This is a genomic window from Rhizobium grahamii (assembly GCF_009498215.1).
Lineage (GTDB): Bacteria > Pseudomonadota > Alphaproteobacteria > Rhizobiales > Rhizobiaceae > Rhizobium > Rhizobium grahamii_A.
Map to the genome: position 1 here is coordinate 1,233,167 of NZ_CP043499.1, position 17,245 is coordinate 1,250,411.

Annotated in this window: 14 protein-coding genes; 7 read left to right on the forward strand and 7 right to left on the reverse strand. The window is 61.1% G+C overall.

Annotated features, from left to right (window positions below):
- Position 1: 1 nt before the first annotated feature.
- The 6 genes from FZ934_RS24540 to FZ934_RS24565 all read right to left on the reverse strand — a co-directional run bounded on the left by FZ934_RS24540 (position 2) and on the right by FZ934_RS24565 (position 6,770).
- Positions 2–1,063, reverse strand: coding sequence for a four-carbon acid sugar kinase family protein (locus FZ934_RS24540; RefSeq protein ID WP_153273420.1), 1,062 nt, complete (start codon positions 1,061–1,063; stop codon positions 2–4).
- Positions 1,060–2,052 (reverse strand): ABC transporter ATP-binding protein, encoded by a 993-nt coding sequence (locus FZ934_RS24545; RefSeq protein ID WP_153273421.1) that lies wholly within the window; start codon positions 2,050–2,052, stop codon positions 1,060–1,062. The genes FZ934_RS24540 and FZ934_RS24545 overlap by 4 nt, the downstream gene beginning before the upstream one ends.
- Entirely contained in the window at positions 2,052–3,059 is a 1,008-nt protein-coding gene (locus FZ934_RS24550) for an ABC transporter ATP-binding protein (protein WP_153273422.1), read from the reverse strand. The genes FZ934_RS24545 and FZ934_RS24550 overlap by 1 nt, the downstream gene beginning before the upstream one ends.
- Entirely contained in the window at positions 3,059–4,021 is a 963-nt protein-coding gene (locus tag FZ934_RS24555) for an ABC transporter permease (RefSeq protein ID WP_153273423.1), read from the reverse strand. Before FZ934_RS24555 ends, FZ934_RS24550 begins: the two co-directional genes overlap by 1 nt.
- A gap of 2 nt (positions 4,022–4,023) precedes the next feature.
- On the reverse strand, positions 4,024–4,980 hold the full coding sequence (locus FZ934_RS24560; protein WP_153273424.1) for an ABC transporter permease: 957 nt from the start codon (positions 4,978–4,980) through the stop codon (positions 4,024–4,026).
- 140 nt (positions 4,981–5,120) lie between these two features.
- Positions 5,121–6,770, reverse strand: a complete 1,650-nt coding sequence (locus FZ934_RS24565) for an ABC transporter substrate-binding protein (protein ID WP_153273425.1) — start codon at positions 6,768–6,770, stop codon at positions 5,121–5,123.
- A 306-nt stretch (positions 6,771–7,076) separates the two neighbouring features.
- Between FZ934_RS24565 and FZ934_RS24570 the strand changes: the two genes are divergently transcribed.
- The 7 genes from FZ934_RS24570 to FZ934_RS24600 all read left to right on the forward strand — a co-directional run bounded on the left by FZ934_RS24570 (position 7,077) and on the right by FZ934_RS24600 (position 15,091).
- Complete coding sequence (locus FZ934_RS24570) at positions 7,077–7,982, forward strand: dihydrodipicolinate synthase family protein (RefSeq protein WP_153273426.1); 906 nt, start codon at positions 7,077–7,079, stop codon at positions 7,980–7,982.
- 11 nt (positions 7,983–7,993) lie between these two features.
- Positions 7,994–9,181, forward strand: coding sequence for a sialidase family protein (locus FZ934_RS24575; protein ID WP_153273427.1), 1,188 nt, complete (start codon positions 7,994–7,996; stop codon positions 9,179–9,181).
- Positions 9,182–9,513: 332 nt separating this feature from the next.
- Positions 9,514–10,647 carry an iron-containing alcohol dehydrogenase gene (locus FZ934_RS24580; RefSeq protein WP_153273428.1) on the forward strand — a complete coding sequence of 378 codons (1,134 nt, stop codon included), beginning with the start codon at positions 9,514–9,516 and terminating at the stop codon, positions 10,645–10,647.
- A gap of 33 nt (positions 10,648–10,680) precedes the next feature.
- Positions 10,681–11,670 carry a 4-hydroxythreonine-4-phosphate dehydrogenase PdxA gene (gene pdxA, locus FZ934_RS24585; RefSeq protein WP_153274025.1) on the forward strand — a complete coding sequence of 330 codons (990 nt, stop codon included), beginning with the start codon at positions 10,681–10,683 and terminating at the stop codon, positions 11,668–11,670.
- A 77-nt stretch (positions 11,671–11,747) separates the two neighbouring features.
- On the forward strand, positions 11,748–12,713 hold the full coding sequence (locus FZ934_RS24590) for a hydroxyacid dehydrogenase (protein WP_153273429.1): 966 nt from the start codon (positions 11,748–11,750) through the stop codon (positions 12,711–12,713).
- 34 nt (positions 12,714–12,747) lie between these two features.
- Entirely contained in the window at positions 12,748–13,806 is a 1,059-nt protein-coding gene (locus FZ934_RS24595) for an Ldh family oxidoreductase (RefSeq protein WP_153273430.1), read from the forward strand.
- An 88-nt stretch (positions 13,807–13,894) separates the two neighbouring features.
- A complete protein-coding gene (locus FZ934_RS24600; protein WP_153273431.1) occupies positions 13,895–15,091 on the forward strand; it encodes an ROK family transcriptional regulator in 1,197 nt (398 codons plus the stop codon).
- A 4-nt stretch (positions 15,092–15,095) separates the two neighbouring features.
- Here FZ934_RS24600 and FZ934_RS24605 read toward each other — a convergent pair whose 3' ends face one another.
- Positions 15,096–17,111, reverse strand: a complete 2,016-nt coding sequence (locus tag FZ934_RS24605; protein ID WP_153273432.1) for a beta-N-acetylhexosaminidase — start codon at positions 17,109–17,111, stop codon at positions 15,096–15,098.
- Between the last annotated feature and the right edge of the window lie 134 nt (positions 17,112–17,245).

The following is a 17,245-nucleotide window of genomic DNA, read 5'->3' on the forward strand; positions in this document are numbered from 1 at the left end:
CCTATGCCGTCTGATTCTGCGCAACCAGTTTTAGCAAACTATCAGAATTCCCGAAGCCCCCGGACTTTACTGCGCAACGAAGACCAAGGCCATCGGCCGTCGTGACATCGAACCACGGAATCCCCGCCTCGACCTCGCCCTTCGGCCTCAGGACACGGATCCCCAATTCGCGAAACACCGCAAGGGCCGTATCACCGCCGCCAACCATCAGCACCTCGGGGCGCGCGGCAACCACCGCTGATTTTACGCCTCTCGCGAACCGTTGGGCAACATCAGTCGCCTCAACCGTCATTTCCCCCGTGCAACGGAGAAGAGCCGGCAAGTCGGGCCGGATGTCCAACGGCAGCCTACCCATGGGTGCATCGAACGACGCGGCCAAAGCACCCGACGCCTCCAATTGGGCCATCTGCGCCGCCGTGATGGGATCGCGAGAGCCGAAGGCAAAGACAGTACGGGAAGACGTGGCAAGGGCTTTTTCCACCCGATCAGGCCCGCCAATCTTGCGAGCAAGCGCAAGGCCGATGCCGCGGGCGCCGACCGCAAGGTTTCTCGTCCAGTCAAACGCGCCAACCACTCCATCAAGATCGCGATCGGTTTCAGCGTCACGCACCAGTATAGACCAGTCATGACCGTCGAAGAGATCAGCAATCGGCAAGGCCACATCGACGCCGCGACCGACCACCGAGCCGTTCCGTGTCAGGCGCTGCTGATCTGGAATGGCCGGCGCCACCACGATAGCCTCATGGCCGAAAACGGAAGCCAGGGCCGCGCTTTCCGCCGCAACATTGCCCTTGAGGCGAGAGTCTATCTTCTTCAGAACGATCCGAGGCGAGGCGGCAAGAAGGGCCTCAGCCGCAGCTTTAACCCTTCTTGCCGCATCCTTCTCCGGGAGAGCCCTGGAGGCCGTGTTGACCACGACCACATCACAACCGCTCGCAAGCGCGTCCGCAATTGCATCGACTTCGATCGCGACAGCGACGGACAGTCCGGCGTCGACGAACGGCGTTCCCGTGTCGAGCGCACCGGTCAAATCATCGGCGATGACCGCGACCTGAAGCGTCATGCATTCGTTCCCGTATTGACTGCATGGCAGGCGACGAGGTGACCTGGCTTGGCCTCTTTCCATTCCGGGATGACCTTGGCGCAGACGTCCATCGCGACAGGACAACGCGTATGAAAGCGACAGCCGGTCGGTGGATTGAGCGGGCTCGGCACGTCCCCCTGCAAGATCTGACGCTTGCGGCTGCGCTCCAGTTCCGGATCGGTTTCCGGAACGGCCGACAGCAGCGCCTTGGTGTAGGGATGCAGCGGATTGTCGAACAGTTCCTCGCGGGTCGCAAGCTCAGCGAGGCGGCCGAGATACATGACGCCGACGCGGGTGCTGATATGGCGCACGACGGCAAGGTCGTGGGCGATGAACAGATAGGTCAGCCCGTATTTTTCCTGCAGGTCGAGCAGCAGGTTGATGATCTGCGCCTGGATCGATACGTCGAGAGCAGAGATCGCCTCATCGCAAACGATGAACTTCGGCTGACATGCCAGCGCTCGGGCGATGACCACGCGCTGGCGCTGGCCGCCGGAAAGCTCGTGCGGATAGCGTTGCGCGAAGCGCGTAGGCAGACCGACATCGGTGAGCAGTGTCGCGATCCTGTCCTTCAACTCGGCCTTGGTGCAAAGCTTGTGGAACAGGATCGGCTCACCGATCGCTTCACCGATCGTCATGCGCGGATTGAGCGTCGAATAAGGATCCTGGAACACGATCTGCAGATCGCGACGGAACGGTCGCATCTGCCTTTCATCCAGCGTCGCCAGATCCTGGCCCTTGTAGACGACCTTGCCCGAGGTCGCCTTGTAGAGGTTGAGGATGGTGAAACCTGTCGTCGACTTGCCGCAACCGGATTCGCCGACGAGCGAGAGCGTCTCGCCTTCCATGATATCGAGATTGACGTTGTCGAGCGCATAGACCGTCGCTGAACGCTCGCCGAAGGCGCCGAGCTTGACGTGGAAATGCTTGACCAGGTTTTCCACCTTGAGAAGCGGTTGTGCACCCATCACGCAGCCTCCTGCATTTTCTGGACAACGAAACAAGCAGCCCGATGATTGCCGGCGCCAGCGATCGGCTCGAGCTTCGGCACGCGCTCGTGGCACACCGGCTCGGCCAACGGACAACGCGGCGCAAACGGGCAGCCCTTTGGTCGGCGACCGGGTTCCGGTGGCGTGCCGCCGATGGAGGAAAGCCGGCTTGCCGGTGCATCGGAAAGCTTAGGAATGGAGGCCAGAAGGCCGCGCGTGTAAGGATGGCTCGGGCGAGCGTAGAGCTCGTCGACCGGCGCATCCTCGACCACGGTTCCGGCATAAAGCACGGCGACACGATCGACGAGACCCGCGATCAGCGCCAGATCGTGCGTAATCCAGACAACGGACATGCCGAGCTTGGCCCGCAAATCCTTCACCAGGTCTACAATCTGCGCCTGGATCGTCACATCGAGCGCGGTCGTCGGCTCGTCCGCGATCAAGAGCTTGGGATTGCAGGCAAGACCTATCGCGATCATGACGCGCTGGCGCATGCCGCCCGAAAGCTCATGTGGATAGGCCTGCAGGCGCTCCTCCGGTCCCGGGATGCCGACGAGTCTGAGCAACTCGACAGCACGCACGCGGGCTTGCGCCTTGTTCATCTTGCGATGATAGATCAGCGGTTCGCAGATCTGGTCGCCGATACGCATCACGGGATTGAGCGATGTCATCGGATCCTGGAAGACGAAGCCGATATCGCCGCCGCGCACCTTGCGCAGTTCCTTGTTCGACATCTTCTGCAGATCGTTGCCATTGAAGCTCGCGGAGCCCTTGGTGACCTTGATCTTGTTCGGCAGCAGCCGCATCAGGCTCAACATCGTCAGGCTCTTGCCGCAGCCGGATTCACCGACGACGCCAAGTGTCTCGCCCTTGTTGACGTGGAGATCGATACCGTCGACGACAACGGCAGGTCCGTTGCGCCCGTCGATTTCGACCGTCAGGCCGCGAACGTCGAGCAGTCTTTCATTGGATTTGGTCGTGTTCATCACTTGCTGCCCCGCGGATTGAGTGCGTCGTTGAGGCCGTCGCCGAGGAAGCTGAAAGCAACCGAGGCAAGGCCGAGAACGGCTGCCGGTGCGGCGAGGAGATGCGGATAATGCTGCCAGACGCGCAGGCCGTCCGAGATCATGTTACCCCAGCTCGGGGTCGGCGGATTGACGCCGACGCCGAGGAAACTGAAGGCGCTTTCCAGGACCATGGCGGTACCGAGACCAGCACTGACCGAGACGATAAGCGGGCCGAGCGCATTCGGCACGACGTAGCGCTTCATGATCACCCAGTTCGAGAGGCCGAGCGCCTGCGCCGCGGTGATATAGGGACGGCTGCGGATCGACAGGACCTGCGCACGGACGAGACGGGCATAAGGCGGCCAGGAGATCAGCGCCATCGAGCCGAAGACGAGGAAGAAATCCACCCAGATCGTCTGGCGATAGAACGGATTGAGGGTCGCCATGTATTGCGCCTCCATCCACTTCGCGATCGGCGTTTTCAGCGATGCGTTGATGACGACGACCAGCAGCAGGTTTGGCACCGACATCGTCACGTCAGTCAGCCACATGATGGCGCTGTCGAACGGGTTGCCGAAAAAGCCGGCGACGGCGCCGAGAACAAGACCGATCGTAACGGCGATGACGGTGACAACGATCGCCACCAGGAAAGCGGTGCGGGTTCCGAACACGACGCGGCTGAAGACGTCGCGGCCAAGGTCATCCGTTCCGAACAGATGGTGCAGCGACGGAACGGCGTTTCGCGCCTGCAGATCCTGGGTCAGGTAGTCGTAAGGTGTCAGATAGGGACCGAAGATCGCGGTGAAGGCGAGGATCAGCACGACAACCAGACCGAAAAGGGCAAGCTTGTTGCGCTTCAGGCGGTACCAGGCATCGCGCCACAGGTTGACTTGCGGCTCTTCCTGGGTGGCTTCGATCGTGGAGAGAGGGATGGCGGACATGGTCAGCGGCTCCTTCTTGCATCGTTGGCGCGCGGATCAAGCAGCGGATAAAGCACGTCGACCAGAAGGTTCGAGGCCATGACCAGGAAGGAACCGATCAGCGTGATTGCGAGGATGACGGGATAGTCGGAATTGGTCAGCGCCTGAACCGTCAGGCGTCCGAGGCCGGGCAGACCGAAAACGAGCTCAACGAAGATCGCACCATTGACGATGGTGATCATGATCAGGCCGAGCTGGGTGACGACAGGCGTCAGCACAGGGCGCAGGATGTGCCGGAGCGCCACGATGATCTCGGGCACGCCTTTGGCGCGCGCCGTCCGGACGAAATCCTCCGACAGGACTTCGATGACTGCAGCGCGTGTTTGGCGAACGATCAGCGCGATCGGCTGGAAAGACAGAACGATCAGCGGCAGCAGGATGCGCACGTCCAGGACACCGCCCCAGCCATAGGGAACCTTGATCATCGGCAGCAGCACGATCAGAGCGACCATCAACAGCGGACCGGCAACATAGGCCGGGATCGCCCAGAGGAACAGCGCACTGCCGAGGATCGTGTAGTCGAGCCGCGTGTTCTGGTTCAGCGCCGCGATCATGCCGAGCGGGATGGCGACGACGGCAGTGAGAACGATGGAACAGAGCGCCAGCTGAAAGGAAACGGGAGCGGCAGCCGAAACCATGGCCCATACCGAACGGCCCGAGGTCAGCGAGTTGCCGAACTGGCCATGCAGCAGGTTCCAGATGTAAAAGCCGAACTGCTCGATAAAGGGCTTGTTCAAGCCAGCGCTCTCGCGGATGGCTTCGATGCGCTGCGGGTTATAGGCAACATCGCCGGGCGCGCGCAGAAAGATCAACTTGATAGGATCGCCGGCGCCGTAGAAGGCCAGCGCATAAACGGCCAGCATCACTATCAGGACGGACGGAATCCAGATGGCAAACCGGGTTAGCACGTAGCGTAACAAGGTCATCTCCCACCGGTTGGCAGACACCTTTCCGCATCAACGCGGACATGCGATGTCTTCTTGAAACTTGCGCGAAGGCCTTGCGGTCTTCGCGCGGTTGCTAATTTGCCAGAGGCTATCTATTCGGGACGTGCGACGGCTCAGCCGACGGAAATGTCCCAAGGCGCAACGACCTGCCAGTCGAGGTTCTTTTCCATGCCCTTGACCTCCTTGGTAGCCCAGCGCGACATCGCCTGAGAATACCACGGAATGAACGCCCAATCGTCACGGAATGCCTTCTGGGCATCCTGGGCGAGCTTGATGCGCTGCGGATCGTCGGAAGCCTTGGTGGCAGCTTCGGCAAGAGCAGCGTCGACCTTCTCGTTCTTGTATCCGCCAAGCTTGTTCTGCGCGTTCGACGAGGTCGAGGCGATGCAGCCTGCGAGATAGGAGACAGCGTCCGGCACGCGCGTACCGACGTCGTCACGGAAGATCTGTACCGCATTCTGGTCCGGACCGGCGTAGGAGTCCTGCTGCGGCTTCATGTCGACGGCCGTGATGCCGAGATTCTGGCGCCACTGTTCGGCAATGAACTGGGCCGCGGCTTCGATCGCCGGCGCCGAGATGCCGACGAAGAGGATCTTCGGCAGACGTTCGGGGCCACCATAGCTCGACTCGGCGAGCAGCTTCTTGGCGGCAGCCGGATCGTACGGGTAGGGCTCGAAGCCGGAATTGTCGGCGCCGGGCACGGAATTGAGGATCTGATCCGCCTTCTTGTGCGGCCCATCCGGATAGGAAGCCTTGAAGAGACCGTCGCGGTCGATCGCCATGATCAGCGCCTGGCGAACCTTCGGGTCGTCCATCGGGGCACGCGTGACGTTGAACCAGAAGTGCTGGCTGGTCGGGATCAACGGACCGGAGGAGAATTCCGGACCGAGATCCTGGATGATGGTGGAGGTCACGAGTTCGGTGTGAGCGTTGAACTCGCCCGAATTGATCAGCGAGGTCGCGGTGACGTTGTCTTCCACCGAGGTGATTTCAATGCGCGCGAGCTTCGGCTTCGGCCCGAAGAAGTTCTCATTCGGTTCGAAGACCAGCTTGCCGGCATCGATGTCGAGGCTGGTCAGCTTGAACGGACCGGAGAAAACCGGCTTGCTGTCAGGCTTGTACCAATCGGCAACTTCCTCGCCGTCACTGCCGCGCGACTGTGCCGCCTTGGTGATGGGGGCAATGTGGTTGGCAAGGCGCATGAAGAAGATCGGATCGACTTCCGTCAACGTGACGACAACAGTGCCTTCATCAGGCGTTGCAACGCCGGTCAGTTCGTTGCCGGAGCCGCCGCTGATTTCCTTGTAGCCCTGAACCTTGCTCAGCACCTGGTCGGCGCGCTGGCTCTTCGTATTGGGCATGGAAGCAACTTCCCAGGAGCCCTTGACATCAGCCGAGGTGATCTTGCTGCCGTCCGAGAAGACCGCCTTGGGGTCAATCTTGAAGGTCCAGACCTTGTTGTCGGGCGAATCCCAGCTGGTGAAGACGTAGGGCTTGATCTTGCCTTCGCTGTCGAAATACATCGGCGAAGCCCACCAGATCGAGTTCCAGCGGAACGGGCGACCACCGCCGCGCAGCGGCGACCAGTCCTGGTCGAACGCCGGATGCGCGACCTTCAAAACCTGCCCCTCATCAGCGAAGACGATGCGGGCATTCATCCCGAATACCGTCAGCCCAACGCCGGCAGCTAGGCCGAGTTTCAAAGCCTCGCGGCGCGACATCTGCGTTCCCTGCGCAGATTTCCCTTCATTGCGATCAGTCATGTTGTCCTCCCATGGCAAAATCGATGACGTCTCCACTTTCCACTCTATCCCGAAAGTGCGTCACGACATGCCGCAGACACTCGCTCGATAATGTAAATATGTCAACATAAATTAATCAACGATCCCCCATCCGGAAAAGCCAAAATATTTTATTTATATTTTTCAATGCATTAAAAAATCAATCAAGAACCTGCGCGTATTGTCATATTGACAACATGCTCTGCGGGGATGAAGAAACCCACATCTTGCGGGGCTCTGGCTCCCGCCTTTGCCGCTGTCTATGCGGCCTTCGTCGAGGAGGACGATATGAACGATCACAAGATTACAGGCGTTTTCAGTGCGGCGGCAACGCCACTCAACGAAGATGGCAGCCCGGATCTCGGCTTGTTCACCGAACATTGCCAGCGCCTGCTTGAAGAAGGCTGCCATGGGGTGGCGCTTCTCGGCACGACGGGCGAAGCGAACTCCTTCTCCTCCAGCGAGCGCCGGAAGATCCTTGAAGCCGCGCTGAAGGCGGGCGTACCGGCCGGCAAGCTGCTTCCCGGAACCGGCGTGGTCGCCATTCCGGAGACCGTGGAATTGACCAGGCACGCCCTGGAACTCGGCGTCACGAAGGTCGTGATGCTGCCCCCCTTCTATTACAAGGGCGTTTCGGACGACGGACTTTTTGCCGCCTATTCTCAGGTCCTTGAAAAGGTCGCTGACACCAGATTGCAGGTCATCCTCTACCATATCCCGCAGGTTTCGGGCGTTCCGCTTTCCGTCCCGCTGATCGGCAGGCTGATCGAAGCCTTCCCGGACACCGTGGTCGGCATCAAGGAATCTGCAGGCGATTTCAACAACATGCAGGCGATCATCGCTGCCTACCCCGGCTTCTCGGTACTGGCTGGCGCTGATCCGCTGCTGCTACCCCTTCTGAAAGCAGGTGGCGCAGGCTGCATCACCGCGACATCCAATCTCGTCGCGGACTCCCTGCGTACAGTCTACGACAAGGTCCACGACGAGGCGCACGCCGGCGAAGTCGAAGCCGCGCAGGCCCGGATCAACGCCTACCGAACTCTCTCCAATTCCTACGTGCAGATCCCGACGATCAAGGCAATGGTGGGCCTGAAGACCGGCAATGCAGCCTGGCGGCGCACTCGCGCACCGCTGATGCCGGTCAGCGATGCCGACTATGCCGCCCTTTCCGAAGCCTATGCCAAGCTGCCGTAAGGAGCGAAACCATGAGCTTTACAGGTCTACCGCCCGAGGTCGTGCCGGCACTGATGACCGGCGACGTCACCCCTCATACGACCGAGAGAGGGCGTTTCGACGCCTACCTCCCCTCCCCCTGCATTCAAAACCATGCAGCAAACCTTGCTTTCCTGCCCGATGGAACGCTGACCTGCGTCTGGTTCGGCGGCACGATGGAGGGAATGGGCGACATCTCGATTTACATGTCGCGCCTTGCTCCGGGAGCGACCCGCTGGTCTCAGCCTGAGAAAATGTCTGACGACCCGGCGAAATCGGAACAGAACCCGTTGATTTTCAACGCACCCGATGGCAAGGTCTGGCTTCTCTACACATCTCAGACGGCAGGCAACCAGGACGGCTCGGTTGTCAAATGTCGGATCTCGTCGGATGGTGGCGCAACCTTCGGCGAAGCATATGTTCTCTGCGAGGCGCCGGGCACTTTTGTGCGGCAACCGATCATCGTCAACAAGGCCGGCACCTGGCTTCTGCCAATCTTTCGCTGTGTTGGCCTGCCTGGCGAACGCTGGACGGGCGATGTCGACACCGCCGGCGTCCTGATCTCCCGCGATCAGGGCAAGAACTGGCTCATGACGGAAGTTCCGGACAGCATCGGCGCGGTTCACATGAACATCGTGTCCCTCGACGGCGACGATCTCGTGGCCTTCTATCGGAACCGTTTCTCCGAATCGGTTCTGTCGAGCCGGTCGAGCGATGGCGGCGAACATTGGAGCGCCCCCAAACCCATCGACCTGCCGAACAACAACTCGTCGATCCAGGCCGCAGGCTTGAAAAACGGCGCAATCGCAATGGTTTACAACCATTCGAACGCATCGATGTCGGATGCCCGCCGTCAATCTCTGTATGACGAGATCGAAGGCGAAGAGGAACCGGAAGCAGCGCCGACGCAGGCGATCGATCGTCGCAAGGCCGTGTGGGGCGTGCCACGCGCCCCGCTCAGCCTTGCCTTCTCGACAGACGGTGGATGGACATTCCCGCAACGGCGGGACCTCGATACCGGCGATGGATACTGCCTCAGCAACAACTCGAAAGACTCGGTGAATCGCGAGTTTTCGTATCCGTCGGTCATCCAGGGCGCCGATGGCACCCTGCATGTCGCCTACACCTATTATCGGCGGGCCATAAAGTACGTCAGGCTTTCCCCTGAAGCGATTGACTGACGCGAAAACGGGTTACCACTTGTGAACGGACATTGATCCGGCGCAGCGTTAAGCACGCACTTGCGCCGGATCCGCACGTCAAATTAACAAGTTACGGAATTTCAACGCATCACGGCCAGCAACAATACGCTCCTACGCGAAATAACGCACAAATAGTAATTTAGTTACTAAAATCAAATAGATAAGCTAACAAGCACGTCGCAATTCAAAGCAAGCTTGGCAATTTTCTCGAGCAAGACAACGTCGCCGCTTGCCAAACGCCGAAGCATTGTATAACAAATTTACATCTTGGCGACGCGATTGTCGCGACACTTGCAGGGAGGAGTGGTCCAGTGCCCAGCTTGGATTCACCTATCACAATCATCCGTCCTCATGCCATTGAGTTCGGCGTCGGTACCGCGGAGCGCCTCGGCAAGTGGGCGAGCGACAAGGGGTATAGCCGGATCCTTGTAATTTCGGACGCCTTCAACGCGACCCGCGTCGACACACTTGCTCTCAAGGGTGATGTCACGGTCTTCGCCGATGTGACGCCGGAGCCCGATATCACCAATCTCGACAAGGTGCTGGCGGCGGCGAACGCAGCCGATGCCCAGCTCGTCGTCGGCTTCGGTGGCGGTAGCGCCATGGATCTTGCGAAGCTCGCTGCGGTGCTCGCCGGCTCGTCGCAGACGCTCCATGAGGTTGTCGGTCCGAACAAGGTCCAGGGGCCGCGCCGCGTTGCCCTCGCTCAAGTGCCGACCACCTCGGGCACCGGAAGCGAGGCCGGTATCCGGGCGCTTGTTACCGATCCCAAGACGATGGCAAAGCTTGCCGTCGAGAGCATGCACATGCTGGCCGACATCGCGGTTGTCGATCCGGCGCTGACCTTCAGCGTACCTGCCCGCACGACTGCGGCAACCGGCGTCGATGCGATGGCGCATTGCGTCGAGGCTTTCACCAACAGGAAGTCTCACCCGATGATCGATCTCTACGCGATCGAGGGTACGCGGCTCGTCGGGAAGTATCTTGCCCGCGCCGTCAAGGACGGGTCGGACGCGGAGGCCCGGGCCGGCCTTTCGCTGGCATCGCTCTATGGCGGTTTCTGTCTCGGTCCGGTCAATACAGCCGGCGGCCATGCACTCGCCTATCCGCTCGGCACGCGCTGGCATGTCGCGCACGGTGCTGCAAACGCCCTGATCTTCCCCCACGTGCTCGCGTTCAACACGCCCACGGTGCCGGAGAAAACCCGTGCCGTCATGGAGGCGCTGGACCGCAGGACCTCCGACGAAATCGGATCCGTTTTCGATGCCGCCTATTCCTTCTGCGCCGACCTCGGCATCGAGATGAAACTGTCAGGCCTTGGCGTGCCGGAAAGCGATCTTGACGCCATGGCCGACGACGCCTTTGCCATTCGTCGACTGCTCGACAATAATCCGCGCGACCTGTCGCGCGCCGATATCCGCTCGATTTACGAAGCAGCCTTCTGAGGCGTGCGTTTTATCTAAAGAGGACCTTGAGTGATGGACAGGAATGCGAAAGTCGCCGTGACGCTTGGCGATCCGGCGGGTGTCGGTCCGGAGGTGATCGTCAAGGCGCTCGCCGCCATGCCGGAGCATGAACGGCGAGATTTTGTCATCGTCGGCAATACCGAAGCGCTTGAGCGGGCGAACCGCACGGCGGCGACCGGGCTCTCCTTCGCGCTCGCAAGCGAGGCAGGCGCCGACAAGATCGCGGTCGACGAAGTGGACCTCGGTGCTGCACTGCCGGAGATCGGCAAGGTCAGCCCGGTCGCAGGCGACGCCTCCGTGCGCTACATCAGCCGCGCAGTCGATCTTGCCATGTCGGGAAATGCCGATGTTATCGTCACGGCGCCGATCAACAAGGAGGCGATGAACCTTGCAGGCCACCACTATGACGGCCACACGGGCCTGCTGGCGCACCTGACCGGTTCGAAGAGTTCCTTCATGCTGCTCGCCTCTGAGCGTCTGAACACCATTCACGTCTCGACTCATATCTCGCTGAAGGGCGCCATCGAGCGCGCGAAAACCGAGCGCGTTCTCGCGACGATCGAAGCAGGACACAATCACTTCATGCGTCTGGGCAAGAAGGCGCGGATCGCGGTGGCGGGTCTCAATCCCCATTGCGGCGAGAACGGCCTGTTTGGCACCGAAGATAGCGAATTCCTCGCGCCGGCGGTCGAACTGGCACAGGGAAAAGGCATCGACGTTGTCGGCCCGATTTCCGCCGACACGGTCTTTGCCCGCGCCTACAATGGCGCCTTCGATCTGGTGATCGCTCAGTATCATGATCAGGGCCACATCCCGATCAAGCTCATTGCTTTCGATACAGCCGTCAACGTCTCCCTCGGCCTGCCGATCGATCGCGTGTCGGTGGACCATGGTACGGCCTTCGATATTGCCGGCACCGGAAAGGCAAACCACGTCAACATGCTCTCCGCCATCGCCTACGCGCGACTGATGGCACGGTCTCCCCGCCGCCAGGCGGCCTGACCACCGAAAGGCTTTTGACCTCATCGACGGCGCGATACCGCGCCGTCTACCGCTTTGCTCGTTGGAGGAGATGAGCGATGGAAAGAACTGTTGTCATTCTGGGTGGAGAACTGGCGCCTGAAGGCCGCGCAGTTCTGGAGGACGCCGGCGTGAATGTCGTCGCCACACCGCCCTATATCGACAGGCAGGCCGTCATCGAGGTTATGGACCTCCATCGCCCCGATGCCGTTATCGTGCGTTTGCTCACTGACTTGCTTGGACCCGAAGAAATGCAGGCAGGCGGTCGCCTCCGGCATATCGCCAAGCACGGCGTCGGGACCAACGATATCGACGTCAAGGCTGCAACGGCGCTCGGCATTCCGGTGTCGATGACCACGGGCAGCAACGGTCACTCCGTCGCCGAGCATGCGCTGGCGCTGATCATGGCGCTGGTCAAGGATCTGCCGCGTCAGGACGCGCTGATCCGGGACGGTATCTGGGACAAGAACCAGTACGGGGGGCGTGAACTGCGCGGCCAGCGCCTTGGCCTTGTCGGTTTCGGCTTCATCGGGCAGACGCTTGCCAAAATGGCGGGCGCCATCGGCATGATCGTTTCTGCCTTCGATCCTCATACCCCGGATAGTGCCTTCGGCGACGACATCAGGCGCGAAACCGATCTCGACACGCTGCTTGTGAATTCGGACATCGTCAGCCTTCACTGTCCGCTGACATCAGAGACACAGAACCTGATCGACGCGCGTCGCATCGGCTTGATGAAACGGGGAGCGTTTCTGATCAACACGGCGCGCGGCGAAGTCGTCGATGAGAAGGTATTGATCGCCGCTCTCGAAGACGGCCATCTCGCGGGAGCCGGCCTCGACAGCTTTGCGGTCGAACCGCCCGGCATCGACAATCCGCTCTTCCAATTGCCGAACACGCTGGTGACACCACATGTGGCCGGGGTCACGCTCGATGCGAAACGTGCCGTTTCCGTCATGTCCGCGGAGAACGTGCTCGCCGTACTTGGCGGCGAAACGCTGCACCCGCGCTTTCTGGCACGCTGATCCGGCAGACCGCCGTCAATGAATGGAGAAGATCATGGCCGAGATATCAGAGCATCGCTTCGCACCGGATACCCTTCGCCAATTTGCGCAGGCCCTCTTTGCGTCCGCCGGGCTCGAAGAGGAAAAGACGGCCGCCGTAGCGCATTATCTCGTCGAAGCCGACCTCATGGGACACACGACGCATGGCCTGGCACTGGCCGGCTGGTATCTTCAAGGCATTGCCGATGGCGTGATGACGCGCGAAGGCATGCCCGAGGTTGTGTCCGATCGCGGACCGGCGATCGCATGGCGTGGACGCCGCCTTCCGGGTGCATGGCTAACCTCGGAGGCCGTGAAGCTGGCCTGCGAGCGCGCGGCGACCTACGGTACGGCGACGATCGCGATCGCCGACAGCCACCATATCGGCTGCTTGGCCGCCTATCTTTCCATCGCCACCGATCGTGGCTTTATGGTCAGTATCGCCAGCTCGAGCCCATCAGGCGCGCAGGTGGCGCCGTTTGGTGGCCGAAAAGGTGTTTACACGCCAAATCCGGTCGCCCATGGCATTCCGACGCCCGGTGATCCGATCCTCATCGATATCAGCGCCTCGATCACGACGGTCAACATGGCGCAGCGCCTGGTTCGCGACGACCGGCAGTACGACCATGAATGGCTGATGGACGAGAATGGAGAACCCAGTCGCGATCCCCGCGTTATCGAACGCGGCGGCACGCTGATGCCGGTTGGCGGGCTTGATCATGGCCAGAAGGGTTATGGCATGGCGCTCCATGTCGAGGCATTCACGCAGGGGCTTGCAGGGCTTGGCCGGGTCGACGAGCTCAAGGGCACGAACGCAGCGGTTACCGTGCAGGTCTTCGATCCCGAAGCCTTTGGCGGCCGCGATGCCTTTCTGCGGCAGACCGGATGGCTGGCCGAGACCTGCCGCAGCAATCCGCCTCGCCCCGGCGTGTCTCATGTGCGCCTGCCCGGCGAGAACGGCCTGAAGCGCAAGCGCGAAGCGGCGGTTGACGGCGTCCGGCTTTTCGCCGGAATTCTCGATCAACTCGTTCCTCATGCCTCCCGGCTGAACGTGCAAATGCCAAACCCTTTGTAATTGGCTGGATATCCGCGCGCCGAACCCCTATGCGATAAGGATCGCGTTGCCTGCAGGCGGCGCACAATCTGTCGCACAAGGCGGAACCATGAAGGCAATTGCAGGCACCAACCTCGAGCAGGCGAAATCCCATAACCGTCGCGTCGTGATCGAGGCGATACGGACGAACGGGCCCCTGTCGCGCGCCGCACTTGCGAGGATGACAGCCCTCAGCATCCAGACCGTATCGAACATCGTCGAAGAGCTGGTGAGCTCCAAACTTCTCAAGGCGGAAGCACCACAGAAGATCGCCCGTGGGCAGCCTATCACACCGTATTCCATCAACCCCGATGGCGCCTATTCCATTGGCCTGGAGCTTGAGAGGGATCATGCCGTTGGCGTCCTGACAGATCTCTCGGGACGCGTGCGCGACAGAATTGAAAGGCCGGTGGATCGACCGACACCCGAGCAAGCGATGCCGATCCTCGCTGGCATCGTCGAAGCTCTGCAAGCGAGCGTCCGCTTCGATCGCGATCGCCTGCTGGGCGTCGGTATTGCGATGCCCGGGCGCTACGCCGCCGAAGGCGTTACGGCGCTCAGCCCGGCCACCCTGCCGGGGTGGCAAGAGTTCCCCGTTGCTTCCGAGCTTGCGCGCCTGGTCGGCGTTCCGGTGCGGGTCGAAAACGATGCGACAGCAGCGGCAATCGGCGAGCGGCTACACGGTGTCGCGCGCGGCTTGCATAGCTTCGTTTATCTTTTTCTCGGCAGAGGGGTCGGCGCGGGCATGTTCCTGGATGGTCACCTCTATCGGGGAAGCCACCAGAATGCCGGGGAGATCGGGCACATCATTGTGGTGCCGAATGGCCGCCCCTGCCCCTGCGGCAAGCACGGATGCCTCGACCGCTATGTCTCGCTCGGCTCGGCCTATGAACATCTCGGTATCGAAGTTGCCGGCAAACAGTCAGCAGAAGAGATCGAGACGCTCTTGGATGCAAACCGCGAGGCGACGGATGCCTGGGTAGAGGCCGCGGTCGAGCCCATGCGTCAGACGATCGACTTTCTGGAACTTGCTTTCGACCCACAGGCAATCGTGCTGGGCGGCTCGATGCCGCCTTCGCTGTTGAACCTGCTTGCCGATCGCCTGGAGCCTCTTTACCCGCCCGTCGATCCCGCCGCTGACCGCGGTTTGCCGCGCATTCTGATCGGCGTAAGCGGTGGAGACACCGCGGTTCTGGGATCCGCGGCGCTTCCAATTTTTTCCGAGACAAACCCGCAGTTCGAGATACTGCAGAAACCCCTGGGCTGACGCTTCAGGGATAGGCGTAGAGCACAGGCATCAGGCCGGCGACTGCCCGGAAGCGTTCCCAGGATTTATCAGCCGGTCTCGTCCATGCGCTCTCGGCAAGCGCCGAGATACGGGGGAACACCAGCCGATCGAAGACGGCTCGATCGGTCATCGGTTCCGACCAGATGCAGGCCTGGATACCGCGTAGATTCTTCTTCTGCTCATCGCTCCAGCCTTCGACAGGATCGAAGTTATACAGCGTCTCCGGTTCCGACCACCCGGCCCAGCTGGCGCCAGGCTCATCCCAATCGGGGCTGTTTGCCATGTCGAGGTAATAGACCTGCCCGGGGCAGACAACCATCTCATAACCCTGGCCGGCAAGAGCGGCCGAGACTTCGACACTGCGCCAACCGCAGAGATAGCTCTTCGTCTTGTCGATGACGTTGCCATGCGCGGCTTCTTCCCATCCGCCCGTAATGCAGCCCTGTTCGGCAAGGAACTTCTGAACCCTTGCGAGGAAAATGGACTGCAGGACCGCAGCGCCCGATCCGTCGATGTCGTCGGCACCGTGCGTGTTGGTAATGACGTTGAGACGTTTGGCGTGGACCTCGGCCATTGTATCGCCACCGATCTCGCGCAAGCGTGCCAGCGCTTCGGGTGAGCCGGACCAGGCGCCCAGCGGCACTTCGTCGGCACCGATATGGATCGTCTTGAATGGGAACAGCTCGATCAACTCGCGCAGGATCGTCTCCAGCACCTCATAGGTCTTCTCGCGAACCGGGTTGAGGCAGTTGTCCGGGAAACCCTGGACCGAGTAATAGCTTCCGGCTTCCTGCGGGTCGCGCAGCTCCGGGATAGCCTGCTGCATGGCAAAGCAGTGACCGGGGACATCGATCTCAGGCACGATTTCAATCCCAAGCTCCTTGGCGTGAGCAACGATCTCCCGCACCGCATCCTTGGTGTAGTAGCCACCGGTACGGGCCGCGCCGGACCCGAGCAGCGGTGGAATAGCCAGGCCATGTCCACGCCAGGCTCCAACCTCGGTCAATGCTGGATAGGCATCGATCTCGACACGCCACGCTTCATCGTCGGACAGGTGCCAATGGAAGCGGTTCACCTTGTTCCAGGCGAGAACGCTGAGCAGTTTCTTGATCTCAGCCTTGCCGTAGAATTGGCGGGCAACGTCGAGGTGCAAGCCGCGCCAGCCCATGGACGGTTCATCGCGGATCTCGCCTTCGACCGGAAAGCGGAACGCATTCGGATAGAGATGCGCTCCGCGCCAGACCTGGCCGAGTGTGATCAAGCCGTAGAGCAGACCGGTCTGCGTGCTGGCCGCAATGCGAACGGCATCGGCGGCGAAAGTGATGCGATAGGCTTCCGCCGAGAAGCCATCGGCAACCTCCAGAACGACAGGCATTCCGCCTTCGGATGCTGGTCGCACGATCCCTTCGACGGAAAAGAGCTGGTCGACGAGGCCGGTGAAGGCAGCTGCCGCGGCCGTTGCCCGGGGATCAGCGGAGCTGATTGCGAACCCTGGCGGGACAGAGCGCTTGCCCGACACCGAAACCGCGTTCGGCCACGGGACGATCGCCACAGGCACCGGCGGATTGGCAGGAACAGGATAGATCTCAGCGCCGCGCTTCAGCGGCGCATTGTTGGCAAGCGAGCGCGTCGGCTCGACCGCGAGGGACTGCGTGCTACCGTCACCGAACGCCACATAGGCGCCGGTCGCACCATCAGTCCAATGCTGGAACGGCCAGCTGAGGGCCGAGATCGTCAACGTCCATGTCTTGCCAGCGCCGAGCTCGAAATTTTCGGGCGGCAGAAATTCGGTGAAATTCGACAGGCGGCGCCCGACCGTCCCTCCCTCGATCAGAACCGCTGGATCAACCCGGCCCGGTCCGCTGATACATAGCGTAAAGCCTGCGATCGGTTTTGAGGACAGGTTCTTCAGATGGAGCGTGTAAGCCTGGCTTCGTCCCTCCGAAGCCGGGAGCCACGACGTTTCCAGCCGGAGAGCGGGCGGAAGCTTTATTGACATGTTCACCTCTTCGCGAGCATCGGGATACATGGCGCCTTTAAGCGGCGATGCCGCGCCTTCCCCTGAGATCGCATTTTTCGATTTCTTAAACTGGAAGATATCGCCGCGCCTCATTTACTCAATCAATTTGATTT